The organism is Pontibacillus salipaludis (assembly GCF_014642405.1).
GTDB classification, from domain to species: Bacteria; Bacillota; Bacilli; order Bacillales; family BH030062; genus Pontibacillus; species Pontibacillus salipaludis.
Genome location: NZ_BMIN01000015.1, coordinates 1 through 26,713, shown reverse-complemented (window position 1 = coordinate 26,713; position 26,713 = coordinate 1). Strand labels below are relative to the sequence as shown.

Genomic DNA, 26,713 nt, shown 5'->3' with positions numbered 1-26,713 from the left:
TTAACTAAACTTGTATATTTGTTGGATTGTGAAGAATACGTGTTGCCTCCTTTACTTGTTCTTTAGAAGGTGGCTCTACACCTTCAAGTGGATAAGGAATACCTAAGTTCTCCCATTTATATACACCGAGTTTGTGATAGGGAAGAACTTCGATTTTCTGAACGTTAGAAAGGGTACCAATAAAGCGAGATAACTCATTTAAATCCTCTTGATTATCATTCCTTGTTGGGACTAGGACATGGCGCACCCATACTGGAACATTCCTATCAGAAAGGTAAGTAGCAAAGCGTAATATATGTGTGTTCGTCATTCCTGTTAGTTCTTTGTGCTTGTCAGGTTTGATTTGTTTTAAGTCAAGTAGGACAAGGTCCGTCATCTCTAATAACTTATCTAGTTTTTTCAGAAAGTAAGGAGAGCGATTAAAGCAACCTCCTGATGTATCAAGGGTGGTGTGGACACCAATCGATTTTAATGCTTTAAATAGCTGGATTAAGAAATCGATCTGGAGGAGTGGTTCACCGCCGCTAACCGTAACTCCTCCGTTTGATGCTTGAAAAAAGGGGAGAAAGTCTTTCACCTCTGCCACAATCTCTTCTACGGATTTTTGTATCCCACCGTTCAATGTCCACGTATCAGCATTGTGGCAGAATTGACAACGAAGCAGGCAACCTTGCATGAATAGCACATAACGAATACCTGGACCATCAACTGCACCGCACGTTTCTATAGAATGGATACGTCCTTTCATGAAGGTCACCTCCTAATTAATTGTTTACTAATACAATTCTTCCGTTTACTTTACCAGCTTCTAAATCTCGGAAGATCTCATTAATATCTTCTAAGTGTCTGGTTTCTACAATAGTCTTAACTTTACCTTCTGATGCTAATTGAAGGGTTTCTTGCAGGTCTTTTCGTGTTCCTACAATGGACCCTACAATGCTCACGCCGTTTAACACAGTATCAAAGATCGGGACTTCCATTGTTTCTGGTGGTAAGCCGACAGCTACACATTTACCGCCACGCTTCACAGCGCGATAAGCTTCTCCAAAAGCTTTCTTAGAAACAGCCGTACAAATCGAAGCTTGAACACCGCCGATTTCCCATTGAATGAGCTCAGCAGAGTCCCCATTCATTGGATTAAAGACTTTATCTGCACCAAGCTCTTTAGCTAGGTCAAGTTTTTCATCAAACGTATCCACTGCAACGACGTTGAATCCCATTGCCTTAGCATATTGGACAGCAACGTGTCCAAGGCCTCCAATACCATAAATCGCTACCCAATCACCAGGTTTCGCTTCACCAACTTTCAGAGCTTTGTACGTTGTTACTCCAGCACAGAAGAGGGGAGCAGCTTCAACATAGTCCAAATTGTCAGGGATGGTCACAACATAGTTTGCGTTTGCTAGGCAATATTCTGCATAGCTTCCGTCTATGGAATAACCAGCGTTTTGTTGATCTTTACAAAGCGTTTCACGTCCGGTTAAGCAATATTCACAGTGACCGCATGCAGAGTAGAGCCACGGAATTCCAACCCGATCTCCAACTTTCAAGTGAGTGACATCAGGACCGACCTCAACAACTTCCCCTACGCCTTCATGACCTGGGATTAATGGCAATTTAGGTTTTACTGGCCAATCACCGTGAGCTGCATGGAGGTCGGTATGACAAACACCACTTGCTTTAATGTGAACAAGGACCTGGCCGTCTCCTGCATGCGGTTTAGGGACGGATTGGACTTCAAGGTTCTCTTTAAATTGATGAACAACAGCTGCTTTCATTGTATCGTGGTTTGTACACATCTTTTGTTTCTCCCCTTTTCAAACAATGGATTTACAAACTTTCATGGAACGTGCGGTTTATGATATCTATTTGTTGCTCGCGTGTAAGTTTAATGAAGTTAACGGCATAGCCAGACACTCTTACGGTTAGCTGAGGGTACTGCTCTGGATGATTCATAGCATCTAGTAGTGTCTCTCTATCAAACACATTTACGTTAAGGTGGTGACCTTTCTTAATCATATAACCATCAAGAAGTCCAACGAGATTGGCGTAACGGGTTTCTTCCTCTTTACCAAGTGCTCGCGGAACAATCGAAAAGGTATTTGAAATGCCATCAAGGGCTTCGTCGTATGGTAGTTTGGCAACGGAGCTTAAAGAGGCGAGTGAGCCTTTTGTGTCTCTGCCGTGAAGCGGATTAGCTCCTGGAGCAAAAGGTTCTCCAGCTCTTCGTCCATCTGGTGTATTACCTGTTAACTTGCCGTATACGACATTAGATGTAATCGTTAAGATTGATTGAGTCGGCGTGGAAGCTCTGTACGTTTCATGTTTTCTAATCTTGTTCATAAACCGTTTCACAAGATCCACCGCGATCTGATCGACTCGTTCATCGTTATTGCCGTATTTCGGATAATCTCCCTCAACCTCATAATCTATGACTAAACCATTTGTATCTCTTATTGTTTTTACTTTGGCATAGCGGATGGCACTAAGAGAATCAGCTACAACTGATAATCCGGCAATGCCGCAAGCCATCGTGCGTAATATATCCTTATCGTGTAGAGCCATTTCAATACGCTCGTAACTATACTTGTCATGCATGTAATGAATGATATTCAGTGTATTGACGTAAAGTTCTGCAAGCCATTCAAGAGTGTGATCGTATTTCTCCATTACTTCTGTATAGTCTAGATATTCCGAAGTCACTGGAGTATGTGCTGGGCCTACCTGAACTTTTAAAATTTCGTCTATTCCCCCGTTAATCGTGTAGAGAAGAGCTTTTGCAAGGTTAGCCCGGGCTCCGAAGAACTGCATCTGTTTTCCAATTGCCATAGCTGAAACACAACAAGCAATGCCGTAGTCGTCTCCGTAATACTCACGCATGGTGTCATCATTCTCATATTGTATCGAACTAGTTTTAATAGACATCTTTGAACAGTATCTCTTAAATGCAGAAGGAAGGTTTACTGACCAAAGGATCGTTAAGTTTGGTTCCGGTGCAGGGCCGAGGTTATCGAGCGTGTGCAAGAACCGATACGAACTCTTTGTTACTAAAGGGCGACCGTCTTCAGTCATACCCCCAATGGACTCAGTAACCCAAGTTGGATCTCCACTAAAGAGACTATTGTATTCCGGGGTACGAGCAAATTTAACGAGACGAAGCTTCATAACGAAATGATCGACAAGCTCTTGAGCAGCCTTTTCTGTAAGTCTTCCTGACTTAATATCTCGATCGATATAAATATCAAGGAAAGTAGAGACACGCCCAAGGCTCATAGCCGCACCGTTTTGTTCTTTAATGGCAGCAAGGTAACCAAGGTAGAGCCACTGGAATGCTTCCTGAGCCGTATTAGCTGGTTTAGAGATATCATACCCATAAATTTTCCCTAATTCTTTCAGCTCTTGGAGAGCTCTTAGTTGTTCTGAAATTTCTTCTCTTTCTCGTATGATCTCTTCAGTCATAGCAACCTTGCTAAAGAAGACTTTATCCTTCTGTTTCTCTTCAATGAGACGATCTACTCCGTAGAGAGCGACTCTGCGATAATCTCCAATGATGCGACCGCGCCCATACGCATCAGGTAAGCCAGTGATAATGCCGGCTTTTCGAGCTAGTTTCATTTCGGGAGTATAGGCATCAAATACACCCTGATTATGTGTCTTTCGGTATTCAGAGAAGATCTTCTCTACCTCTTCGTCTAATTTATACCCATATGATTCAGCAGAAGCAGCTGCCATACGAATTCCACCAAAAGGTTGGAGAGAGCGCTTAAAAGGTTTATCAGTTTGGAAGCCAACGACCTTTTCGAGTTCTTCATTTAAATAACCCGGACCATGTGAAGTAATCGTTGAGACGGTGCGTGTGTCTAAATCAAGGACACCACCCGAATCTCGTTCCTCTTTCGTCAGTTTCATCACTTGTTCCCATAGCGCTTGCGTATTTGAGGTAGGTCCTTCTAGGAAGGCCTCATCTCCTTCATAAAGCGAGTAATTTTGTAAGATAAAATCTCTGACATCAATAGTGATTTGCCATTTTCCTTCTTTAAAACCGTTCCAAGGTGGACTGCTTGTCGTCATATCGAGTGTTTTCATCTTCTTTTCCTCCTCTAAGGGGAAGTAATGGGATTTTTTAAATCATGCTCATTGTTTCACAATCTTTCTACACTTTTATTATACTCCGGGGTATTTGAAAAAACAGTCTTTTTCAGGAATGTTCTTACAATGTTCAAATTTATTATTTTAACGAAACGAGTGTTCTGCAATAAGAGTGAAAACGAAGCGACTAACGAGAAAAGACTAATGGACATACTACCGAGTAGTGTGAATATTCTTTATAATAAAGTGGTAAGGGGTGAGAATATTGGAATATGGAGCATTAGTTATCTTATTCATCCTGTTGCTAAGCTTAGAAATTGTCATTAGAAAACAGTTTAATATTGAACGTAGATACGTAACAGACACAAAAGGAAAGCACATCGACCGATGGGGAAGAGGGATGCTTGTTTTAATCGCAATTAGTGTATTAAGTTATGCCATTTTTTCTGATGCGCCAGGAATGAAGTGGTACCTGATGGGGGTTTATGTGGCTCAATTCGGTTTTCAAGCCATCATACAATGGATGTTCTTGAAAGGGTCAAAAGAATATGTGATTACGATCGTCTACCTCGCTCTTGGTGTATTTACCATTTATAATATGGACATTCTTTTTAGAAATTTGTTGTAGGGAGGGGGCATGTCATGAGTTTGCAATGCTGTAGAAAAATTCATATTTTTGGGTCAGTAGCCAGTGGGAAAACAACGCTTGCTAAGAAACTATCTGACTCCTTAGAGATCCCTTATTATGAACTAGATAATATGGTTTGGAATCGGAAGCCCTCTGGAGATGTTAGGCGTTCTGAGATAGAGCGGGAGGTGATTGTTCAAGAGGTTATAGGGTCTGATACTTGGATTATGGAGGGGGTGCATGTAGGACCATGGATGAGAAATAGCTTTAGAAAAGCAGATGTGATCCTATTTCTTGATCTACCCTATCATCAGAGAAGAAGCAGGCTTCTATTACGCTTTTTTAAACAGAAGCTAAAACTAGAAAAGGTTCATTATAAACCCACTCTGCAAATTTTACGTAATATGTTTAAGTGGAATAAAACGTTTGATAGTGGTCAGAGATTCACGTTTTTATATGAATCGGGAGTGGATTTGGATAAAGTTGTATTTGTCAAAAATGGAAAAGATTTGACAAAGCTACTACATAACTTAAGAGACGCTAAGAAAAGATGTAATGGTTTACGTTAGTATGGGATAAAATGGTTGATTAAGAGAGATCCTTCTGAAATAATACTAATAATCAGAAAATAATATGAGGTTTCATATTGAAAGGGGCTAATAATGCAGTTTTTGATTGCGATATTGATGATAGTTGCACCAGCTTTATTCCTTGTTAATTGGAAGAAGTCTGGATATGATTGGGGTACAGAAGAGCCACATAACAAATAATGAACGACAAGAAGAGCCGCATCTATAGTAGGGAAGCGGCTCTTCTTGTATGATCAGGAGGTTGACTACCTTTTAGTCTCAAATAGATTGGTGTGAGCAATTAATGAAAGAACAAAATCGTAAAGAATCAGTCGTCGTACTCGCTCATTCAGGACATTCCTTTATTCTTATTAATCAATTTAGAGCACCTGTTCAAATGAAAGTAACGCAGCTTCCTGGTGGGGGAGTCGAAGAAGGAGAAAGTTTGGAAGAGGCCGCTAAAAGAGAGTTTGTTGAAGAAACCGGGTATCGGTGTAGAGAGTTGCGGTATGTAGGAGAATTGTGGCCAGCACCTTGGATGGCATATGAAGTCACTCATGTATTTTTCACGAATGAGGTTACTGAGCATATTGGACAGGCATTAGAGTCGCATGAATCGATTGAGGTCTTGAGTGTACCGGTTAATGATTGTATTAAGGGTATACAAACGAATCTATATAAGGATGCAGAGTTGTGTTATGCGGTGTTACTTGTCTGTGCTAAAGGATTTGTTTAAAGTTGAATAAGTAAAGTAGTGATGATCGGTACTAAAGAAGGGCTATTCTCTCGCTTATCGTGAAGTTGAGGAGGGTCTTTTGTTTTATAGGCGACATTGTTTAAGATAATTGTCTCCCTCCTTGTTCTAAGTTCTTCCATTTAAGGGGGGCTTTTTTATGCTTTCCATCTTAAGTGAAGATGTATCCCTTTTCACCCCCATTATAATAGATGAATTATTCGAAGATTCTAAAATGGGTGGAGTCATTGTGCAATATCGATGAAAGGCCGCTCTTAAAGATCTAAGAGGAGGAACACAAGTGAGTGGATTTACGAAGAAAGTGACAGCAAGTCTTTTAACAAGCTTATTTGCCGTATCAGCTTGGAGTGCACCGATTGCTCATGGTGAAACAAAATTTCCGGATGTTAATGAAGAAGTTACAGGGAATGAGGAGATTCAGTATTTAGAGGATCAAGGAATTATTAAAGGGTATCAGGATGGAACGTTCCGTCCAGGGGACAACGTCTCTCGTATGGAAGCAGCAATCATGTTGACGAGAGAATTGGGGTTATCGACTGAGAATCGACCAAATCCTAATTTTGATGACATTTCTACAGAACATCCTCATTATAAGTATGTAGCTGCATTAGTGGATGAAGGTATCATTGAAGGTACCGATTCAAATGAATTTCAACCGGATCGCAATATAAAACGAATTGAAATGGCTGCTGTGTTAACAAGAGCCTATAACTTAGAGAATGAACCGATTTCTAAAGAGTTTGATGACGTGAGTGGAAACCGTAAGTATGTTAGTGAGGTGGTGTCCAATCGAATATCGGTAGGCTTTCCTGACAATACGTTTCGTCCTAACGATCCAACGACTCGTGCACAATTCTCAATCTTTTTAGCACGTACAATGGATAATCAATTTAAACAGTATTTGTCTAACGCCAAAGAAGATCCTAATTTTGAACCCATTGATAATGAGAACATTCGCGGAACATACATATGGCATGCTGAAAATGTGATACAGGAACCGAATGAAATCCTAGAGTTCGCAAAAGAACATGATATTAACTTGCTCTACACCCGTTTAGACCGCACACAAGATTTCACAGTTTACAAGGAATTCTTAGAGAAAGCTCATGAAGCTGGTATAGAGGTTCACGCTATGGGAGGCCACCCAAATTGGGCTCTTAAAGAAGGGGAAGAGCGTCTTAACATGTTTATTGATTATGTTACCAGCTATCAAAAAGTCGTTCCTCCTAGACAACAATTTGACGGAATTCACCTTGATATTGAACCATATGTCTTAAAGCATTGGGACGGGAATACTGAGGATGTCCTAACAACTTGGAAAAAGAACATACAAACCTTTAATGACGAAGTGAAGAGAGAATCTGATTTAGAAACAAGTGCAGATTTAGCGATATGGCTAGACAATCACAAAACACCAGGCGAAGATGACATTTCCTTCAGTAAGTGGGTCATCAGTAAATTAGATCACACAACTCTTATGGCTTTCAGGGATTCAGCTGAAGGATCAAATGGAATTATCGATGTATCGCAAACTGAAATGGAGTTTGCAAAAGAGCTAGGCAAGGAACTCCTTGTATCTGTTGAAATGCAACAGATGGATGAACATAAACACATTTCCTTCTACGAAGAGGGGAAACAGGTTATGGAAGAAGAGTTAGACGAAACGAAGAGTCATTTTAAAGATAACCCAAGCTATCACGGTAATGCTGTTCATGCTTATGAATATTGGAAAATAGCGAACGAATAAGCTCCTTTGAAGTGGTGATTGGGGTATTAGATTCTATGCTTACTAACTAAACTGTCGTGTGAAAAGACTATTCTTAGCTTCTTATGAAGTTGAGAGTAGTCTTTTTTTCGAGGTATAAAGGAGAACGTTGAGTGAAATATGGATGTAATCAAGCAACAGATTTTGGAAGTTGTTATAGATTTATTTAAATGTTCTGATATAATGAAAGGAACTAAAATGCGAGGAGTTGATGTGTTATGGCAAATGTACGACTTAAATCTAACCAATCATTAAAAAATCATCAATGGAGGGCACATCAACTCTGATCGCGTCCTCTAAACCAATGGAGGAATGAAATGAACGGATTTATGAATGAAGCTTCATGCGAGTTGAAGCAAGATGAAAGAGTGGGACGTGTAGCGAAAGCGACGCACGGGCACTATACGATTTTCACTGAAAAGAAAACGTATGAGGGGCGCCTTTCAGGAGGCCTTTATCATATGGCGCAAGGTCCAAGAGAACTCCCGGCAGTTGGAGACTGGATCGTGTTTGTTCCATACGATAATGGTGAGAAAGGTCTTATTCAACGTGTGCTAACAAGACGCACTTTGTTATCGCGAAAAAAAGCTGGAGAAACACATGGAGAACAGATCATTGCAGCAAACATTGATAAAGTTTTTATCGTGACAGCTTTGACGAACGAATTTAATATCAACCGAATTGAACGATATGTGCTACAAGTGTATGAGAGTGGAGCCGTACCTGCAATCATTTGTACGAAACAAGATTTGTGTGAAGATGTAGACCTTCGATTGGAAGAACTTCGACTTGCTGCACCCGGCGTTCAGGTTTATGCGGTAAGTAACCTTACACGAGAAGGTATTCAAGAGTTGAAAAATGAGTTGAAGAAGGATGAGACCATTTCTCTAATTGGTTCATCAGGTGTAGGGAAATCGACGCTAATAAACAGTTTAATGGGCGAGGAAAAACAGCTCACCCAAGAAGTTCGTTTTGATGATGACCGAGGACGTCATACGACAACACACCGAGAACTATTTCTTCTACCAAATGGGACGACTGTTATAGACACACCCGGCATGCGGGAATTGCAACTATGGGGGAATGAAGATACTGTAGGGAAGACATTCTCTGACGTTGAACAGCTCAGTTCTGAGTGTAAGTTTCGCGATTGTAAACACCACAGCGAACCCGGCTGCGCTGTCAAACAAGCCATTGAAACAGGAGAGCTTGATAAAGGACGTCTAAAGAACTATGAAAAATTAAAAAGAGAACTTCATCGTTTGGCGCTGAAAGAACAATACAGCGCCCATCGAGTGAACCGAATGCTTCACGGGCCGAAGTCACAGAAAAAATAATCATAAAAAAGTCAGCTTCCTTTTAGGAAGCTGACTTTTTTATAATAATATCTAGTAACATTTAATGTTGTTATTGTCTAAACAATATTTGTGCCAGCATCGTTGAAGACTCGAAGCTGAGAGAATGTTTTCGTTCGCGTTAGTTCAGCGTAAGGCGGGCCTGGAAACCACTCGCTTTCCTGTGGGGAGCTGGTGAGTCTCCTCAGCCGGCAAGCCGTCTTCCGGGGTCTCACCTAGGCTCTTCTGCCCACGGGAGTCTCGCAGTTTCCAGGCCCATCTTTGCCATATAAGGGTGAACGAAAACATGCCATATAGGGTGATTTTAGACCTCCTGGTACGATCTGCGGGCCCGTTCACCTCTTCATAGCCAGGGATTGCTCGGGGACTGCGAGACTCCCGCGGGAAAAGGAGCTTAGGGAAGACCCCGCAGTGAGCGTAGCGAATGAGGAGGCTTCCCAGTTCCCCGCAGGAAAGCGAGTTGTCCCCGAGCAATCCCAAGCACTTATAAACGTAACGGCCCCTTTCAGCTAAAATATCTCTACTTCGTTTGTTGTGAATAAGGAGGATTATATGACATTGCCTAATAATAAGGAGATATCATTAAGTACACAACTACGCCGGTAATACTAACATATAGCCACAAAGGCATCGTCCAACGTGCAATTTTACGGTGCTTGTCAACTTTCATGGCAAGTCCACGGAAAAGTGTAAGCAAGGCCAGTGGCACGATGGCAGCTGCCAAAACAATATGAGTAATTAGGATAAAGTAGTAAACGTACTGAATGATTCCATCTCCGCCAAAAGATGTAGAGCTCGCCATAGAGTGATAGGTGAGGTACGAAACTAGGAACAGAGCCGTTGACGTAAAGGCAGCAAGTATAAAGCGTTTATGCCATTTTACATTTTTGCGGATAATCATAAATAAAGCAGCGAACAAGAAGACCGTTGTAAACGAGTTTAAGACAGCATTTACAAGAGGCAGTATGGTAATATCAAAGCTTGAGCTGCTATCGATTTTTGGTATAAATAAAAGGGCTACGACAATGGCGTTAATGGCAATGGATAGGCCTACAACCCACGGTACATAGTTGAAATTTTTCTCAATTTGCAAGACTCTCAACCTCTCTTAGATAAATCGTTCATTTTCGAGTATAGCGAAAATGAACGAAAGATTCACTAAGGAACTGTCTAGAACAGTGACAAATTTGTTAACTTTAATGGTTGAGAAGAGTTACACATAGAAAGATCACCAAATAAAAAAGTTCTTTTGTTCGTCATTGATAAATTGTGACCACTTTTCGGGGGAGGATGGGCTCTTACTAATACTTGGAATGTTGCCTTTGGAGCTCCTTTATATGATTCTCGTGATAGGGAGATTGAGGGGCTTCCTGCACCACACTAAACGAATTTCCGTCAGGGTCTTTAAAATCAAACATGCTAACCTCTTCAGAGTGTTGAATCGGAGTAGTCATAACGTTTTTGTCTAGTAATCTTTGATAGTCTCCCTTAATATCGTCACTGGAAAAATTGAAGTAGACGTTTGGGTGAGCCCCTTTTCTTGTAAATGAAGTAGACTGAGGTTCTTCTACTTCAATTAAAGCAAGGCCCGTGTTTCCTTCCGAAAAAATATACCCCACTCCATGGTCAGAACCATTTTTCCATTCATCTACCTTGATTAATCCGAGAATAGTTTCGTACCATTTCTTGGATCGTTCGATATCTGTAACGGGAATAAATACACCATTCATTTGAAACATTGTAGTTCCTCCTTAAAAATTGCCTCTTTATAAAACGTTCTCCAATATAAGTCTTATTTCCTTTGAAAACTGTAAAAAATCTACCAAAAAGCGTGTGCGTGGGGGTGACACTTCTTGTTTGATTGTGACTATTTTCAATAGTAGAAAATAAGGTGGCATAAGACGGTTCATCTGTCTTACTTAATCTAATTTCCAGTTAAGAACATGGGAATGATCTTGTATAATGAAAGAGCATATACATACATTTTACAGGGGAAAGGAGTTATAAGGATGGACCCGATTTATTTCTTTGTTATTGCGGTATTAATTGCTACCGGGGGGATTAGTTTTATTTCAAGAAAAGCTCTTCATGATGTAGCTCAAAAGCCGGGTAACCTACAATCGATTCAAACGAAATTATTTATAGGTGTTGCCTTAGTTGAAGTGATTCCAATTGTGTTAGTAGTCTTTGGTTTTATCAATCTTGAACAATCGACTATTAATCCAGTAACGCCGCTCATTCTAGTGGCGATCATTACAGTGATTAATGGAGGCCATGTCTTCAAAACTTACCTCAGTCTTATGGGGGACGCAGATAAACAAGCAAAAGAAAAGTTACGTATGCTCTTCATGGTTTGTCTTCCGTTGTTAATGGCTTTTCCGATTATCGCCGGTGTTGCAACGATGACAACTACAGGAAGCTAAATGAAAAGAGCACATTCTGATACCCAGAACGTGCTCTTTTTTTGTACTTCTTCACTGCTAGCTCATTTATGCTTCTCTTATGCCCCCTAATGAAAGTTTTTTCGTATTAGATCTTTTTTTTGATAACAGGGACTAACATAAAAATCGATGTGAAAAAGTTATTAAAAAATCTGAAAACTAATTGTATATTAATTTATTATTATGTATAATAATTCGTAATAAAGCAGTTATTAATTGTTTTTTATACAAAAAAATGTATATTAAGGGGATTGGAATAAGGTTTAAGAGGAGGCGGCGTATGAAAGAGAAAGGATATTTGCTCTTAGAGAACGGGGTTTTTTTTGAAGGAGTTAGAGTAGGAAGTACACAAGACATGACGGGTGAGGTTGTATTTAATACGAGCATGACAGGTTATCAAGAAATTCTTACTGATCCTTCTTATGCAGATCAAATTATTGTCTTTTGCTATCCTCTTATAGGCAACTATGGAATAAATGACGTGGATGGTGAAAGTGAAATCCACGCACTATCTGGGGCTGTGTTTGGAGAGGCGTGCGACATCCCGAGTCACTATGAATCTCAAAGTTCTCTTGTAGATTATTTGAATAAGTACAACATAAGTGGGTTGGTGAATATTGATACACGTGCGCTTGTTAAAATCATTCGAAAAGAAGGCACAATGAGAGGGAAAATTGTTTCTTCTATCCATGAGCAGGTGGCTAAGCCATTCTTTACACATAAGCAACACACTCTAGTTGAAGAGGTTTCTGTTAAGAGTTCAGTCTATTTCGAAGGGGGGTCTCCTCATATTGTGATTGTGGACTACGGATATAAGAAATCAATTCGAACTAGTCTCCAAGCTGAAGGGTGTAGGGTTACTGTTGTTCCTTATTCTTCCTCTTATGAATGGATTTCTTCATTAAATCCTGATGGTGTCCTTTTTAGCAATGGACCCGGTAATCCGGAAGAATTATCTTACTATTATCCAACGATCAAGAAACTAAGTGAGAGTTACCCTTGCCTTGGTATTTGTTTAGGGCATCAACTTTTGGCACTGTCTCACGGAGCTTCTACAACTAAACTTCATTACGGACATAGAGGTGGGAATCATCCGGTAAAAAATTTAAAGACAAATAAAGTCTATATAACTTCTCAAAACCATGGATATGAAGTGATGGAAAGTAGTTTAGTTCATACGTCATTTACAGCCACTCATTTAAATGTAAATGATCGCACTGTAGAAGGGATGGTACATACAAGATTGCCGGTCCTTGGGGTTCAGTTTCATCCAGAAGCTCATGCAGGCCCCTCTGACACGAGCTTCATCCTCAAAGAGTTTATTCAGTTGGTAAAGGAGAATGCACATGCCGCTTCGTGAAGATTTAAAAACAGTACTTGTACTTGGATCAGGCCCTATAAAGATTGGGCAGGCGGCTGAATTTGATTATTCAGGCACACAAGCTTGTCTGGCACTTAAAGAAGAGGGGATTAAGGTCATATTAGTAAACAGTAACCCTGCAACCATTATGACGGATCCCATAATGGCGGATGAAGTTTATATCGAACCCATGGATGTCCATACTGTTACGAAGATTATAGAGAAAGAAGCACCAGATGGAATCTTACCGACCCTCGGTGGGCAAACGGCTTTAAATTTACTAATCAATTTAAAAGAAGCAGGAGTATTAGACCGTTATTCCGTTGAAGTGTTAGGGACTTCTGTAGCCAACATCAAGCGAGGGGAAGACAGGGATTTATTTCGAGATCTCATGATTGAAATTGACGAACCCATTCCTCAATCAACTAGGATCCATAAGTTTGAAGAAGCTTTTGAATTTGCAGAAGCTATCGGTTTCCCGCTCATTATCCGACCTGCTTATACATTAGGAGGAGAAGGGGGTGGGATTGCCCGTAACAAAGAAGAGCTAGCAGACGTTGTAAGGTCTGGACTGAACGCAAGTCCGATCAGTCAAGTGCTGCTTGAAGAAAGCATTCTTGGATGGAAAGAGGTAGAATACGAAGTCATACGAGATGCGAATGACACATGTACGATTGTCTGTAATATGGAAAATCTTGATCCCGTCGGGGTTCATACAGGAGATTCCATAGTAGTGGCTCCCTCTCAAACGTTGTCAGACCGTCAATATCAGAAGTTGAGAGATGCTTCCATTAAAGTCATACGTTCTTTAAATATTGTAGGAGGGTGCAACATTCAATTTGGGCTAGATCCTTATTCTGATGAATATAAAGTAATCGAAGTGAATCCTCGGGTAAGTCGGTCGTCTGCACTAGCATCTAAAGCCACTGGATTTCCGATTGCTCGAATTGCGACAAAATGTGCTATTGGCTATCACTTAGATGAAATCGAGAATCCAATTACAGAAAGAACGTTTGCTGCATTTGAACCAGCTCTCGATTATATCGTTGTCAAAATGCCTCGCTTTCCCTTTGATAAGTTCACGAATGGAGACCGTTCGTTGAATACACAGATGAAGGCAACTGGTGAAGTGATGGCAATGGATCGAACGTTTGAAGGAGCATGTAACAAGGCGATTCGTTCCCTTGAGTTAAACCAGTTCAGCTTGACTTCAGAAAATTATCATCATCTTTTGAATGACCAACTCCAACAGCTAGTCGCCCATCCCACGGACGAACGCTTGTTTTTAATAGCTGAAGCCATGAACAGAGGGTATTCGATAGAGTTCTTACATGAAATAACCCATATTGATCCTTGGTTTCTACAGAAAATCGAAACAATTGTAAGGCTTGAGAACAGTGTTAAAGGGTCAGGTGTTTTGTCTGTAGCTCAACTTTGGGAATTAAAGCGTGCGAACATTAGTGATCAATGGATTTCTACCAGTTTGAATATGACCCTTGAAGAATTTAGGAATATGAGGAAAATGACTGGTGTGTATCCAGGTTATAAACAAGTGGACACCTGTGCGGGGGAATTTGAAGTGGTTACGCCTTATTATTATTCTACTTGGACAGGGAGCGACGAAGTTCCATACGAAAAAGAGGAGAAAGCGCTTGTACTTGGATCAGGCCCGATTCGCATTGGACAGGGAATTGAATTTGATTATTGCTCTGTCCATGCTACGCAAGCTTTAAGAGCAAATGGTGTAAAAACTATTGTAATGAACAATAACCCAGAAACCGTAAGTACGGATTATTCAATTGCAGACCGTTTATACTTTGAGCCTCTTGCTGTGGAGGATGTTCTGTCTGTCATTGAGAAAGAGAAAGTCAGTCAGGTGTTTATTCAATTCGGGGGACAGACTGCTATTAATCTAGCAAATGAGTTGAGTGAATATGGAGTGAAGATAGCTGGAACAAGCGTCAATACTATCGCTAGCATGGAGGATCGAAACTTATTTTATCAAACGCTGAAGAAATTGGGGCTCCCGGCTATAGAAGGAGCATTTGCCTATAGTATTGAAGAAATGAAGCGCATTACTACGAATCTCTCCTATCCGTTGATTGTAAGACCTTCTTATGTCATTGGTGGGGAATCCATGCATATTTTAAGATCTGAAGAAGATCTGGCTTCTTATATTGAACAGCTGCAGGTTTCTTCTGATCGAGTCTGGCCGATGATTTTAGATGAATATAAAGACGGTAAAGAGTATGAACTCGATGCGGTTAGTGATGGTGAAAACGTCATTATTCCAGGGATTTTTGAACACATCGAACGGGCAGGTGTTCATTCCGGTGATAGTACCACCATTTTTCCACCAATATCTGTGACTCATGAAGAAAAAAGGCAAATGGTTGAAATCACAGAGAAGATCTCGAAGGACCAAGGCATTGTAGGAATCATAAATATTCAGTTCGTTATACAGAATGGGACTGTCTATGCTCTTGAGGTAAACCCTCGTGCATCCAGAACAGTGCCGATCTTAAGCAAAGTTACAGGCATGCCAGTCATTGAGTGGGCGGTTCAGGTACAACTTGGAACTCCGCTAAGTGACCTACACCATGAATTAGGGTTGTTAGAGGAACCTAACTTCTTCTCAGTTAAAGCCCCGGCCTTTTCCAATGGAAAGTTAGGTGGAGTTGACCATTTCTTAGGTCCAGAAATGAAATCTACCGGAGAAAACTTAGGCTTAGCTTATACAGAAGCGGAAGCAATGGGGAAGGCCGTTTCTATGCTGTTACCAACTGAAGGAGGTCTCCTTTGTTCATTCAGCTCTATTGATCGAACAGATCGCTTACATTCCCTGACTGCATTTGTGGAAAGAGGAGTGACGTTATATGGCACACCTGGCACAGCGGATTATATTGAAGGGTTGGGGTTGCCGATACAGCGAGTAACAAGGAACGTTAGTGAGGTTGAAACGTTAATAGAGCAAGGTTTCATACAAATGGTATATTGTACGCCTACAAAAGGTCGAGACAAGATGAGATTAGGGTATCACGTTCGGGCGTTAGCTACGAAATATGGCTTACCGTGCTTTACACACATCGATCAACTTGCTCTTACTCAGTTAGAACCAGAAGTTCCTGATTATGAGGTTCACTCATTGCAACACTATCACCAGTTTAATGTGAAGGCGGTAATCAAATAAGAGGAGGATGATTATGGAGGTAAAAGATCAGCTTAGTCAAACAAAGGATTTCTTAACGATTGGGGAGTGGACGTATGAGACGATTCAATCCGTTCTTGAGCAAGCACACTACTTAAAAGACATGCAACAAAAGCAAATTCCTCATCCTTATTTGGAAGGCAAAGTGCTCGGAATGATTTTTGAGAAAGCTTCAACACGTACAAGGGTTTCTTTTGAAGCGGGAATGTTTCAACTTGGAGGAAGTGCGTTGTATTTAAATTCCGATGATCTTCAACTAGGGCGTGGTGAAACCGTTGAGGATACAGCAAAAGTGATCTCTCGTTACGTAGACGTGGTCATGATTCGGACTTTCTCTCATGAAATGATCGAAACATTTGCCGGGAGTGCTACTGTACCTGTTATAAATGGTCTAACTGATTTGCACCATCCTACTCAAGTGATGGCAGATTTGATGACAATTGAAGAGCAGAAAGGTCCTCTGCAGTCTGTGAAAGTAGCTTATATTGGAGACGGGAATAATATGGCTCATTCTTTAATCGAAGCGGCAAGCACTATGGGGATGGAGTTGTGCGTGGCCACACCGCCAGGTTATGAACCTCATGAAGAGGTCATGAATGCTTTGTCGAATGACTATGTGTCGGTTACCCATGACCCTTTGCTCGCCGTACAGAATGCTGATGTAGTGATGACGGATGTTTGGGCCAGCATGGGGCAAGAAGACCTCCAAGAGGAGCGAGAAGGAGTGTTTGCTTCTTATCAAGTTAATGAGGCTCTTTGTTCTGCTGCAAAAGAAGATTTTATCTTTATGCATTGTTTGCCTGCTCATCGAGAAGAAGAAGTGTCTTCTGGAATAATGGATGGTCCACATTCCATAGTCTTTGACCAAGCAGAGAATCGATTACATGTTCATAAAGCTATCCTTCATTACTTATTAAAAGAAATTTAAATAGATGAGAGTATTAAAATATAAAGGTTATTTTCCTTAGGGAGAATGGCCTTTATTTTTATGGTATATGTATAGCCTCTAAACCATAAAAAGGGGAGTATCTGACTAAATTTTCTGATATTATTGAATTTTTTACAAAATTATAAGAAAATGGAAGTTAAGTTGAAAGCGGATACATAAAAGGGGTGTTTTTATTGCAAACCGAGGTGAATCAAAAAAGTGAAGAATTTATAACGGCTCCTGCTACCTTTGTAGGGAAGTTTAAAAAAGTAGGCCCAGGGTTTGTAGCTGCTGCAACAGGAGTAGGTACCGGAGACTTGGTTGCCGCACTTGTTGCTGGGACAGGCTATGGACTCACGTTTATATGGGCTATTGTTGTTGGAGCTATATTAAAGTACTTCTTGAATGAAGGTGTTGGTAGGTGGAATCTTGCCTCAGGTCAGACAATCTTACAGGGATGGCGTTCTTTAGGAAAGTGGACTACAGGATATTTTGGGATTTATATAATCGTATGGGGATTTGTTTATGGGGCTGCAGCAACATCTGCAACAGCAATGGCAATGAACGCCATGTTACCTGGTCTGCCTATATGGGCTTGGGCTATCATTCATGGACTTCTAGGATTTGCATTGATATGGATGGGGCACTATGGATTCTTTGAGAAAATGATGATGGTTTTAATAGGTGTGATGTTTGTAACCGTTATTGGGACCGCGCTTTTGTTCCTTCCTGAATTCGAGTTAATGATTGAAGGATTTGCACCTCGCATTCCAGATGGATCGCTTATGCTTGCGCTAGGCCTTGTTGGTGGAGTTGGGGGAACGATTACGATGGCTTCTTACGGCTACTGGCTTAAAGAGAAGGGCTGGAAGGGAAGTTCATGGATGAGTATTATGAGACTTGATTCAAAGGTTGCTTACTTTATTACAACATTATTCACCTTAGCGCTATTGATTATCGGCAGTCAATTTTTATTCGGAACTGGAATATCAATTGACGGAGATCAAGGGTTAATAACGTTAGCAGATCGTATGGGGAGTGAATTCAACCCGTTATTACGTTGGTTGTTTTTAATTGGTTTTTGGTCCGCTGCATTTTCTTCGTTATTAGGAGTGTGGAATGGAATACCTTATTTGTTTGCTGATTTCGTACGTCCATTTTATAAATCTGAGGAAAAACGAAATACTCCAGTGTCTGACCGAGATTCTGCGTACCGGGCTTATCTAATATGGCTGACCTTTCCGCCTATGCTTTTATTACTGTTTGGCAAACCAGTCGAGCTAATAATTATATATGGTGCACTTGGTGCTTTGTTTATGCCTTTCCTTTCAGGGACCTTATTGTGGCTATTAAACTCTTCTCGTATTGATTCTGAATTTCGTAGCAAGACTTTATCAAATGTCGTGTTAACGTTGTGTATAGTTTTGTTTGGTTTTTTAGCTGTTCATTCCATAATAGAGAAGTTTTTCTAAATGAATAAGGCTGTGAAGTGATCGTGGGCAATGAATTGTGAGTGAACAATTCATTGCTTTTTTTGTGTTAGGAAACAGAGGCTTGTTTTTAATTATGTCAATAAAATGTTTTGGTTGTGCGCTGGATAATATTCAGCACATATGGGCTTTGTTTAAAGTATTGTTTGACTGAGTAACAAAAAAATAAAATTATGTAGAAATAAAATTTTAGGTTTTAACTGATTAAAGAAGAGGTAAGTGAAAGTATTCCAAAATTTATGGAGAAATGGTGTTACGGGAGGGGAAGTAATGAAAAATGTAACAGCTGTATTCTGGTATGCCGTTACAGTATGTGGTCTATTTGTGTTGTGGGGGGTATTTGCGCCGAGTAATTTAGAGGCGGTTTCAAGTCAGGTTACAGGGTTCATATCTAAAAGGTTTGGTTGGTACTACCTTTTGCTCTTTGCAGTTATTTTTGTGTTTTGTGTTTATTTAACGTTTTCAAGATTTGGGAAATTGAAATTAGGTAAAGAATCTGATCAACCTAGTTTTAGTTTGCCAACGTGGTTCGCAATGCTATTTAGTGCAGGAATGGGGATGGGGATGGTTTTTTGGACTACGTCTGAACCTATTTCGCATGCATTTAAGAGTTCGCCTAACGCAGAATTAGGTACAGACTTAGCTATTAAAGAATCACTCCAGTATTCTTATTTTCATTGGGGAGTTTCTGCTTGGGCGATTTATGGAATTGTAGCGCTTGTGTTGGCTTACTTTAAGTTCCACAAAGGGTATCCAGGTCTGATAAGTGCAACGCTTGTGCCACTTCTAGGGGAAGAGAGGATGAAGGGGATACTGGGGAAATTGATTGATACATTAGCTGTATTTGCCACAGTAGTCGGGGTTGCTGCAACATTAGGGTTTGGATCAGCTCAGATTAATGAAGGACTTTCATTTTTATTTAGTGTTCCATCTACATATCGTGTACAGATGATTATTCTTGGCGTTTCTACGATCTTATTTATTATTTCTGCCTATTCAGGTATACATAGAGGAATAAAGTACTTAAGTAATATTAATATGGGTCTTGGCTTTTTTCTTTTAATCTTATTGTTCCTGGTCGGGCCGACATTAACCATTTTGAACATGTTCACAAACTCACTGGGGAACTACCTTACAAATTTCGTGGATATGAGTTTCCGAATCGCCCCATTAAATGAGGATAATAGAGGGTGGATTAATTCTTGGACGATTTTCTATTGGGCTTGGTGGATCTCGTGGTCTCCCTTTGTTGGGATCTTTATCGCACGTATTTCAAAGGGGAGAACGTTAAGAGAGTTTATGGCTGGTGTATTAATTGTTCCGTCTCTTGTGTGTTTTATTTTCTTTGCTGTATTTGGTGTTTCGGCATTAGAATTAGAACAGAGTGGAGTAGCAGACATATCACAATATGCTCTTGAAACTGCCACGTTTGGGATGTTGCAACATTATCCATTAGGTACATTGATGTCTTTCATTACTGTGTTTGTAATCGCCATTTTCTTCATTACATCAGCGGACTCAGCTACGTTTGTTTTAGGTATGTTAACCTCAAAAGGTTCATTGGAGCCGACGAGCACAGTGAAAATCGTATGGGGTCTTATGTTGTCGTTCGTAGCGGGGATCATTGTGTACTTCGGAGGAACGCAAGGGTTGCAAAATATCCTTATCATTTCAGCTTTACCTTTTTCGGTAGTTCTTCTGCTAATGTGTGGATCGTTTTATAAAGCTGCTAGTAAAGATTTGGAGAGCGATAAGGAAATAAAACGGAAGTGGAAGCGAGAAGTCGCTTCTTCTTCATCAGAATAGTTTCTTATTTATATTAATTTTAGTAAAGAAAACCCCGTTTGACTACTGAGTCAGACGGGGTTTTTGTGCTATTTTTTTGAAGCTTTTTCGATTTGTTGAGCGATTTTTAATTTCTTTTCGTTCGACACTTCTTTGAGCTTTTCTTGAACTTTTTCTTTCTTATTTCCTTTGCTTAGCTTTTGCTGTAACTTGTCATCTTCTGAATGAAGCTTTTCAAGTTTCTTTTCAACTTGTTTTGATTTCTCTGCACGATCAACGAACAGGGTTACCTTGTTTTGCTCATCTGCAGGGATGTTTGTATAAAGAGTGCTAGTCTCTTCGTCATAATAATAGGACTCTTGTGTTTTCTTCACTTCGTCAACGCTATTCGCTTCTTTATATAATGTAGCATTTGAACGTACAAAGTGAGGAGCTTCTACATCATGTAATTTAACTGTATAAGATTTCAGATCTGATTCATATTTTTCAACTTCTTTATCTTGATTGAACGTATAAAGAGATGAATTATGCTTCTGTATGTTGAAGTGGGTCTTGTTAAATTCACCGTCTTTATAATCTTCTGTACTACCATCATCTTCAATGAACGTATAATTTGCTTCATCAGCCACATACGTATCAAGAATGAGGTTTTCTAGCGGTGTCTCACCAGTGTGTTGCTGGACGTTACGTTCTGGGATGATGGAATCATTCTTCACGTAAAGTGGAATTGTGGATAGATCAGCTTGTTTGGTGATGGTTTGTCCACCTTCGAACTGTTCGCCAGTCCAGTAATCGATCCACGTTTCACCTTTTGGTAGATAAACTTCCTTAGAGGTAGAGCCCTTCTTGACAATAGGAGCAACCATTAGTGATTCACCAAACATAAACTGTTGACTAATGTCGTGTGTGTTCTCATCTTCTTGGAACTGATAAACAAGTGGTTGCTGTACGGGAGTACCATCTTCGCTTGCTTTAATGAACGTGTTATAAAGATAAGGCATTAGCTCATAGCGTTTTTCGATATATTTCTTGCTGATATCTTCCACTTGTTGTCCATATTGCCAAGGTTCTTGGCCTGGGATATCTTTTGCTTCTGTATCAAATGCAACTGTACTTCCGTTGTCAGCATGAATACGGGAGAATGGGTTGAACATGCCCATTTGGATCCAACGTGCGAATAGTTCACCAGAAGGACGCTTAGCGAATCCGCCGATATCATTACCCACGAATGGAATACCGGATAGACCAACGTTACTATTCATTGGAGTAGACATTTGTAACGATTCCCATGTACTTGCATTATCCCCTGTCCATAAAGTGGAATATCGCTGAGAACCAGCATACATATCTCGTGTTAAGACGAACGGGCGTGTATTATCCATGTTCACATCAAATGCTTGATCTGTAGCCTCGGCTTCGTAGTGGGCGAACATATTATGGAATTCAGAATGATCCATATCTCCGTACTGAACATCAAGTGGCTGCGTCTTCGTTGCTGTATCGAATACAGCTGGTTCGTTCATATCATTCCAAATTCCATCGACACCTGCGTCCATAATCGTGGCGTGACTCTCTGCCCACCAGTCTTGTACTTCTTCGCGAGCGAAGTCAGGGAATACAGATTCTCCAGGCCACACTTCTCCAACATAAGGACTGCCATCTGGATTCGTTGCCCAGTATCCATTTTCTGTACCTTCATCATACATGTAATATCCAGGATCCTTCTTAATACCCGGATCACTTACAGCGACAGAACTAACACCTTTGCTTTCTAGATAGTCATTGAAAGCCTTTGGATCCTTCGTGAAATCTTCTCCCCACGTGAAGTTACGGAAACCGTTCATGTGGTCAATGTCTAGGTGAACAGCATCTAATGGAATATCTTTTTCGCGATATGTATCGACGATATTCTTAATTTCATCAGCTGTTTTATATCCCCATTTACTCTGGTGTAAACCAAGAGACCACTTTGGAGGGCGCTGCATGGAACCTGTGAGGTCTGTGTATCGATTTACAACATCCTGAATTTCAGGTCCGTAAGCAAAGTAATAAGTTAACTGGCCATCGTTTGCGTAAAAGTAATAGTAATCATCACTTTCACTTGCCATTTCATAATAAGAGCGATGACTGTTATCAAAGAAGATTCCGTAGGCTTTATCATCTTTTAAACCGATAAAGAATGGAACAGTCGTATATAAGTACTTAGTATCTTTGCTATAGTCGTAAGCATCGTTGTTCCACATGCCGATACTTTCACCGCGTTTATTTAACTTCCCGGCTTGTTCACCAAAACCGTAGAAATCCTCATTTTTCCCAGTGTCCTTAAATACGTAAGGCTTTCCATCTTCATAACCGGAACCATATTTCATGCTGTCCTGGTTAATAACGTTACCTTCGTCATCCATAAATTTAACACCGAAGGGCTCTTTATGAATGCTTACTGTGATCTCATCAGTTGAAAGGGTAACGGTTGTTTCATCTTCCTCAACATTAAATTCAGGAGTATCCCACTCTGTCTTGTTAATAGCGGCTGTTGCTTCGTCTTTTTCCCCTTGTTTTAGAATCGAGACCTTTGCAAGGTCAGCAGCTTTTAAACGAATGAAGGCTTGATAATTGTTTGAAAGGGTGAGTTGAACACCATTTTCTACTTTTTGTACATCTTGTACTTGCAATTTCTGTTTCTCGGCAGCTTCTTTGTTTAATTCCTTCTCAGGATAAACGTCTGCTACGGCTAATACGTTTGATGGAGTAGCTACAGGGACAAGTAAGCTTGTTGCTAAACTTGCTGTCGCTAATGTTTTAATAGTTCTAGAATTACGCATAACCCTTCACCTCTTCTAAAAATTTTAATAACTATATATTTCACAACAACTGTACAGTTAAGAGGAATCGCTGGTCAATCGTGAGGGGAGGTCTCCATTCATGGGTAAAATAGACTAATTTAAAAGCGTTGCATTTGTATATACAAGTATTTAGGTTATTTATATGTATTGTAAAAATTAATACAAAAGAATGATGAATTTTATTTATTTTATATTGATTAGGGTTACTTTATTATTATAGAAATCACTATTAAATGAGTATGAAAGGCATACATATCCAAACTTGTTATTTAGTGCGAAATATTGTATTTGTGTATTGGTGCAGGTAGTTGATAATGAGGGGGAATTTCTGAGGGATGAGCTAGAAACTTTAAAATTGGTTTAACAGTTTTAGCAAAAGCAAAATAGAATTCGCAAAATATAATGAATTTAATACAAATGTGTGAAATTGAAAAATTAAAGTATAAAAAAAGACCTCTTTGTCATTAAAGGTCCTTCTTGTTTCTAAAATGTAGACTATTTTTAGTACTTGTGAAAAGAGTGTTTCATATATTTGTTTGTTCATTTGAATTTACCATATGTTCTACATAGGCTTCCGCAGTTCTTTCTTTAACTAATTGCGTAAATTGTGTTTCACAGAGTGCTTGTTGAACAGGTGTTGGATAGAAGTACCACACAACCCAAGCGGCGATTGAAATGAGAACAAGTACGATAAGAACCATTAAAGGTCGCTTGCTCATTTTCTCCTCCTCCTAATCGGACATCAGTTCTATGTTAGTGTTATATTTTATCCATTCAGAGGAGAAGTGTGCGTGGTCATGTTGATAAGCATTCATAATCAAAAGTCATAATGAATGGGTATTATCTGTTTCTGGAATTTCTGTGTACAATAGTAATCATAAAAGGAATGGGGGAGTTATAGTGGAATTTAATGATTTTACAGTAGCGCAAATTAGAATCGCACGACCAACAGATCAATTTGAAGAAGTTATAAACTTTTACGAGAATGGCTTAGGGTTACGCCGGTTAACAGAGTTTTCGAGTCATAGGGGCTATCACGGGGTTATATTGGGATTACCAGATGCACCGTATCATCTTGAATTTACTAAGCATGATGATGGAAGTCCCTGTCCTGCCCCAACTCAGGATAATCTATTAGTCTTTTATATCCCTTCTTCCTATGAAATCAATATCGTGGTCAATCGTCTTGATGAGATGGGATATAGGGAAGTCCCGCCTGAAAATCCATATTGGGAAGAGAAAGGAACAACCATTGAAGACCCTGATGGGTGGCGTATCGTGCTTATGAATACAACCGGGATTTAGGGAAATGGAATTATGTGTATGAAGGAATGCTAGAATGAACTACGTTTGCCAGGTTCAAATCACTAGTTGGAAATAGCTAACTTTTCAATTTAATTTAGGGGGGAGCTTACATGAAAAAGATTGAGGTGCAGGAGTTTGGTGGGCCAGAGGTAATGCATATAGTTGACTGTGACATGCCGGAGGTGGAAGGGGATGAAGTACTTATAAAAGTTATGAAGGCAAGTGTGAATTATGCTGATGTCAAGAAGCGTATGGGAAATAGCGTAGGCGGAGGAATACCATTTACACCAGGAATCGATGCAATGGGAATTGTGGTGGACAAAGGACATAAGGTTACAAGTATTGAAAAAGGGCAAAGGGTGATTGCTTTTCCTGTTGAAGGTTCCTATGCGGAGTATGTTGTGGCGAAGGAAAGTTTGACATATGGCATACCGGATGGACTTGATAATCGAACAGCTGCCGCTTGTCCGACAGTAGGAATTCTATCATACATATTGTTGGCTGATATTGCGCGCGTTCGTGCGGGTGAACGTGTGCTAATCCATGCCGCGGCGGGAGGAGTAGGGACAACTTCGATTCAATTAGCCAAATGGATGGGTGCCAAGGACGTAATTGGAGTTGTTAGTCACAAGGACAAAGCTGATGTAGTGTTAGAAGCAGGGGCTGATGAGGTTTTACTCTATAATGATTTTGCTGAACAAATTAATGCTCAATTTGGAGGGGTGGATGTCATATTAGATTCAGTAGCTGGAGATATTTCAGAAAAGAGTATGGAATGTCTTGCCAACTACGGACGTCTTGTCCAATTTGGAAACGCAGGAGGGCGTCCAGGGAACATTAAAACGAGTGATCTTCATAAGAGTTGTCGGTCTGTATTAGGGTTTAGTCTCGGAACGACAAGGCTAAATCGACCTGAGTCTATCCGGAAAGCGGCAAGTGAAGTGCTCACTCTATTAGACACAAACCAACTAAGTTTACATATAAGCGAGGAATATCCCCTTGAGAAGGCTTCTGACGCCCATGCGTGGTTAGAATCAAGGAAAAGCACAGGTAAGTTGCTATTAAATATACTTTAGAGCATTTTATGCATCAGGAATAATTGCGTAAATGGCGATGCTTTCACGAGCTAGTGTTCGAACGACTTCAGGTATTTGTTGCATCGTAATGGATACAATATACCCGTGTTCTCTCGTTTCAATTTGTCCGATGAAATCGAGTGATTCTAGTGTGCTATAGGCGGTTTCTAAATCGGCCACTTCAAAATAGACAGGAAACCGCTCACCGCTATAATCTAAAGGACTTCTCTCTGTATTCATAGCCAACCCCACTTTATTTATAGTAAATGTATTATACCATATTAGGAGATTTTTTGAGGGGGAGGAAGATAAATTCAGAGCAAATTCTTAAGCTAGTGTAGATTGAGTGTAATGTTTCTGGTCCCTAATGCAAAAAGGAGTTACGTACCCCCAATAACCGTCCATAGGTGAATTTATAGATGATATGTAACTTTAAGAGAATTGAAGCGACAGTTGTAAAAGAAGGGGGATTCTATGAAGAGGATATTAGTAGTTATGCTTATTCTAGTGTTAATGGGATGCGGTTTGGAGACAAAGCCTTTGGAAGAGTTGTATGAAGGAGATTTGTCTCACATAACACGTGTTGAGATCATGAGTGGGGAAACAGGAGAAATCAGAACGATACAAGACAAAGAGAAGGTCCGTCTATTCCTTGATGAAGTGAAAAATATCCAGTTCATACCTCAGGAAAATCAAGAAGAGCGGAGCGGGTTTCGCTATTCTGTAAACTTATATAAAGGAAATGGAAAAACATTTGGTTTTTCTATGAATATGGTGAATGAGCATTACTATAATACAGAACCCAATTTGTTTCCTATTGTAAACAAATGGTTTAGCGGCGCTAAAGAAGAAGCGAGTAATTAAAAAGAGTCAGCAAGACAGAATTTATAGTATATATCCAACAGAAATCGTATTTGAATTCAAGATTGAGAGGAAATAAATAATATATGAAAGACACTCATAAGTGATTCTACTTATGAGTTTTTTTGATGTGTGCCCGACATGGGCGCAAGCTTTAGGGTTAGAGTCCCGAACGGTGAAGGTCGTTGTAGCCGTTAGCCAAGGGCAAGGGTGTCCGGGGTGACCCGGAATCTGAAGGAAGCCGGAGGCAAATTTC

General features: G+C 40.1%; 22 protein-coding genes. 14 read left to right on the top strand and 8 right to left on the bottom strand.

What is annotated here, in order from left to right; genetic code table 11:
• Positions 1-4: 4 nt before the first annotated feature.
• Genes pflA through pflB form a run of 3 tightly spaced genes read right to left on the bottom strand, consistent with a single transcriptional unit; the run spans position 5 to position 4,086 of the window.
• The gene (gene pflA, locus IEW76_RS15035) at positions 5-748 is read right to left on the bottom strand and encodes a pyruvate formate-lyase-activating protein (RefSeq protein WP_188655242.1); all 744 of its coding nucleotides are present in this window, start codon (positions 746-748) and stop codon (positions 5-7) included.
• A gap of 16 nt (positions 749-764) precedes the next feature.
• Positions 765-1,778 (bottom strand): alcohol dehydrogenase AdhP, encoded by a 1,014-nt coding sequence (gene adhP / locus IEW76_RS15030; RefSeq protein WP_188655318.1) that lies wholly within the window; start codon positions 1,776-1,778, stop codon positions 765-767.
• Between the two features lie 52 nt (positions 1,779-1,830).
• Positions 1,831-4,086, bottom strand: coding sequence for a formate C-acetyltransferase (pflB, locus tag IEW76_RS15025; protein WP_188655240.1), 2,256 nt, complete (start codon positions 4,084-4,086; stop codon positions 1,831-1,833).
• 268 nt (positions 4,087-4,354) lie between these two features.
• Here pflB and IEW76_RS15020 point away from each other — a divergent pair, with 268 nt between their 5' ends.
• The 5 genes from IEW76_RS15020 to rsgA all read left to right on the top strand — a co-directional run bounded on the left by IEW76_RS15020 (position 4,355) and on the right by rsgA (position 9,142).
• Complete coding sequence (locus IEW76_RS15020; RefSeq protein WP_188655238.1) at positions 4,355-4,717, top strand: DUF4181 domain-containing protein; 363 nt, start codon at positions 4,355-4,357, stop codon at positions 4,715-4,717.
• Positions 4,718-4,731: 14 nt separating this feature from the next.
• A complete protein-coding gene (locus tag IEW76_RS15015) occupies positions 4,732-5,286 on the top strand; it encodes a P-loop NTPase family protein (RefSeq protein ID WP_188655236.1) in 555 nt (184 codons plus the stop codon).
• 304 nt (positions 5,287-5,590) lie between these two features.
• On the top strand, positions 5,591-6,022 hold the full coding sequence (locus IEW76_RS15010; RefSeq protein ID WP_188655234.1) for an NUDIX hydrolase: 432 nt from the start codon (positions 5,591-5,593) through the stop codon (positions 6,020-6,022).
• Between the two features lie 298 nt (positions 6,023-6,320).
• Entirely contained in the window at positions 6,321-7,787 is a 1,467-nt protein-coding gene (locus tag IEW76_RS15005; protein WP_188655232.1) for an S-layer homology domain-containing protein, read from the top strand.
• Between the two features lie 335 nt (positions 7,788-8,122).
• Positions 8,123-9,142, top strand: coding sequence for a ribosome small subunit-dependent GTPase A (gene rsgA, locus IEW76_RS15000; protein ID WP_188655230.1), 1,020 nt, complete (start codon positions 8,123-8,125; stop codon positions 9,140-9,142).
• A gap of 580 nt (positions 9,143-9,722) precedes the next feature.
• On the opposite strand, the gene IEW76_RS14995 is transcribed toward rsgA, so the two are convergent.
• Positions 9,723-10,253, bottom strand: coding sequence for a DUF420 domain-containing protein (locus IEW76_RS14995; protein WP_188655228.1), 531 nt, complete (start codon positions 10,251-10,253; stop codon positions 9,723-9,725).
• Positions 10,254-10,461: 208 nt separating this feature from the next.
• A complete protein-coding gene (locus IEW76_RS14990; protein ID WP_188655226.1) occupies positions 10,462-10,899 on the bottom strand; it encodes a VOC family protein in 438 nt (145 codons plus the stop codon).
• A 270-nt stretch (positions 10,900-11,169) separates the two neighbouring features.
• Here IEW76_RS14990 and IEW76_RS14985 point away from each other — a divergent pair, with 270 nt between their 5' ends.
• The 6 genes from IEW76_RS14985 to IEW76_RS14960 all read left to right on the top strand — a co-directional run bounded on the left by IEW76_RS14985 (position 11,170) and on the right by IEW76_RS14960 (position 20,393).
• On the top strand, positions 11,170-11,583 hold the full coding sequence (locus IEW76_RS14985) for an ATP synthase subunit C-like protein (protein ID WP_188655224.1): 414 nt from the start codon (positions 11,170-11,172) through the stop codon (positions 11,581-11,583).
• Positions 11,584-11,881: 298 nt separating this feature from the next.
• On the top strand, positions 11,882-12,961 hold the full coding sequence (locus tag IEW76_RS14980) for a carbamoyl phosphate synthase small subunit (protein ID WP_188655222.1): 1,080 nt from the start codon (positions 11,882-11,884) through the stop codon (positions 12,959-12,961).
• Positions 12,948-16,151 (top strand): carbamoyl-phosphate synthase (glutamine-hydrolyzing) large subunit, encoded by a 3,204-nt coding sequence (carB, locus tag IEW76_RS14975; protein WP_188655220.1) that lies wholly within the window; start codon positions 12,948-12,950, stop codon positions 16,149-16,151. The genes IEW76_RS14980 and carB overlap by 14 nt, the downstream gene beginning before the upstream one ends.
• A 13-nt stretch (positions 16,152-16,164) precedes the next feature.
• A complete protein-coding gene (gene argF, locus IEW76_RS14970; RefSeq protein ID WP_373286009.1) occupies positions 16,165-17,097 on the top strand; it encodes an ornithine carbamoyltransferase in 933 nt (310 codons plus the stop codon).
• Positions 17,098-17,291: 194 nt separating this feature from the next.
• Complete coding sequence (locus tag IEW76_RS14965) at positions 17,292-18,569, top strand: Nramp family divalent metal transporter (RefSeq protein WP_188655216.1); 1,278 nt, start codon at positions 17,292-17,294, stop codon at positions 18,567-18,569.
• 288 nt (positions 18,570-18,857) lie between these two features.
• Positions 18,858-20,393, top strand: a complete 1,536-nt coding sequence (locus IEW76_RS14960; protein WP_188655214.1) for a BCCT family transporter — start codon at positions 18,858-18,860, stop codon at positions 20,391-20,393.
• Between the two features lie 68 nt (positions 20,394-20,461).
• On the opposite strand, the gene IEW76_RS14955 is transcribed toward IEW76_RS14960, so the two are convergent.
• A complete protein-coding gene (locus tag IEW76_RS14955; protein ID WP_188655212.1) occupies positions 20,462-23,194 on the bottom strand; it encodes a glycoside hydrolase family 31 protein in 2,733 nt (910 codons plus the stop codon).
• 545 nt (positions 23,195-23,739) lie between these two features.
• Entirely contained in the window at positions 23,740-23,934 is a 195-nt protein-coding gene (locus IEW76_RS14950; protein WP_188655210.1) for a hypothetical protein, read from the bottom strand.
• Between the two features lie 178 nt (positions 23,935-24,112).
• On the opposite strand from IEW76_RS14950, the gene IEW76_RS14945 reads away from it, so the two are divergent.
• Both IEW76_RS14945 and IEW76_RS14940 read left to right on the top strand, forming a co-directional pair.
• Positions 24,113-24,520 (top strand): VOC family protein, encoded by a 408-nt coding sequence (locus IEW76_RS14945; RefSeq protein WP_188655317.1) that lies wholly within the window; start codon positions 24,113-24,115, stop codon positions 24,518-24,520.
• 110 nt (positions 24,521-24,630) lie between these two features.
• The gene (locus IEW76_RS14940; RefSeq protein WP_188655208.1) at positions 24,631-25,596 is read left to right on the top strand and encodes a quinone oxidoreductase family protein; all 966 of its coding nucleotides are present in this window, start codon (positions 24,631-24,633) and stop codon (positions 25,594-25,596) included.
• Positions 25,597-25,602: 6 nt separating this feature from the next.
• On the opposite strand, the gene IEW76_RS14935 is transcribed toward IEW76_RS14940, so the two are convergent.
• Positions 25,603-25,836: a hypothetical protein gene (locus tag IEW76_RS14935; RefSeq protein ID WP_188655206.1), complete on the bottom strand. Its 234-nt coding sequence runs from the start codon at positions 25,834-25,836 to the stop codon at positions 25,603-25,605.
• Positions 25,837-26,070: 234 nt separating this feature from the next.
• Between IEW76_RS14935 and IEW76_RS14930 the strand changes: the two genes are divergently transcribed.
• The gene (locus IEW76_RS14930; protein WP_188655204.1) at positions 26,071-26,460 is read left to right on the top strand and encodes a hypothetical protein; all 390 of its coding nucleotides are present in this window, start codon (positions 26,071-26,073) and stop codon (positions 26,458-26,460) included.
• The last annotated feature ends 253 nt before the right edge of the window (positions 26,461-26,713 follow it).

Bases quoted from the DNA above. Each gene is read 5' to 3' on its own strand.
- IEW76_RS14980 (WP_188655222.1), top strand. From the start codon at position 11,882: ATGAAAGAGAAAGGATATTTGCTCTTAGAGAACGGGGTTTTTTTTGAA.
- pflB (WP_188655240.1), bottom strand. From the start codon at position 4,086: ATGAAAACACTCGATATGACGACAAGCAGTCCACCTTGGAACGGTTTT.
- IEW76_RS15010 (WP_188655234.1), top strand. From the start codon at position 5,591: ATGAAAGAACAAAATCGTAAAGAATCAGTCGTCGTACTCGCTCATTCA.
- pflA (WP_188655242.1), bottom strand. From the start codon at position 748: ATGAAAGGACGTATCCATTCTATAGAAACGTGCGGTGCAGTTGATGGT.
- IEW76_RS15015 (WP_188655236.1), top strand. From the start codon at position 4,732: ATGAGTTTGCAATGCTGTAGAAAAATTCATATTTTTGGGTCAGTAGCC.
- IEW76_RS14950 (WP_188655210.1), bottom strand. From the start codon at position 23,934: ATGAGCAAGCGACCTTTAATGGTTCTTATCGTACTTGTTCTCATTTCA.
- IEW76_RS14930 (WP_188655204.1), top strand. From the start codon at position 26,071: ATGAAGAGGATATTAGTAGTTATGCTTATTCTAGTGTTAATGGGATGC.
- IEW76_RS14935 (WP_188655206.1), bottom strand. From the start codon at position 25,836: ATGAATACAGAGAGAAGTCCTTTAGATTATAGCGGTGAGCGGTTTCCT.
- adhP (WP_188655318.1), bottom strand. From the start codon at position 1,778: ATGAAAGCAGCTGTTGTTCATCAATTTAAAGAGAACCTTGAAGTCCAA.
- rsgA (WP_188655230.1), top strand. From the start codon at position 8,123: ATGAACGGATTTATGAATGAAGCTTCATGCGAGTTGAAGCAAGATGAA.
- IEW76_RS14990 (WP_188655226.1), bottom strand. From the start codon at position 10,899: ATGTTTCAAATGAATGGTGTATTTATTCCCGTTACAGATATCGAACGA.
- IEW76_RS14940 (WP_188655208.1), top strand. From the start codon at position 24,631: ATGAAAAAGATTGAGGTGCAGGAGTTTGGTGGGCCAGAGGTAATGCAT.
- IEW76_RS14955 (WP_188655212.1), bottom strand. From the start codon at position 23,194: ATGCGTAATTCTAGAACTATTAAAACATTAGCGACAGCAAGTTTAGCA.
- IEW76_RS14985 (WP_188655224.1), top strand. From the start codon at position 11,170: ATGGACCCGATTTATTTCTTTGTTATTGCGGTATTAATTGCTACCGGG.
- carB (WP_188655220.1), top strand. From the start codon at position 12,948: ATGCCGCTTCGTGAAGATTTAAAAACAGTACTTGTACTTGGATCAGGC.
- IEW76_RS14960 (WP_188655214.1), top strand. From the start codon at position 18,858: ATGAAAAATGTAACAGCTGTATTCTGGTATGCCGTTACAGTATGTGGT.
- argF (WP_373286009.1), top strand. From the start codon at position 16,165: ATGGAGGTAAAAGATCAGCTTAGTCAAACAAAGGATTTCTTAACGATT.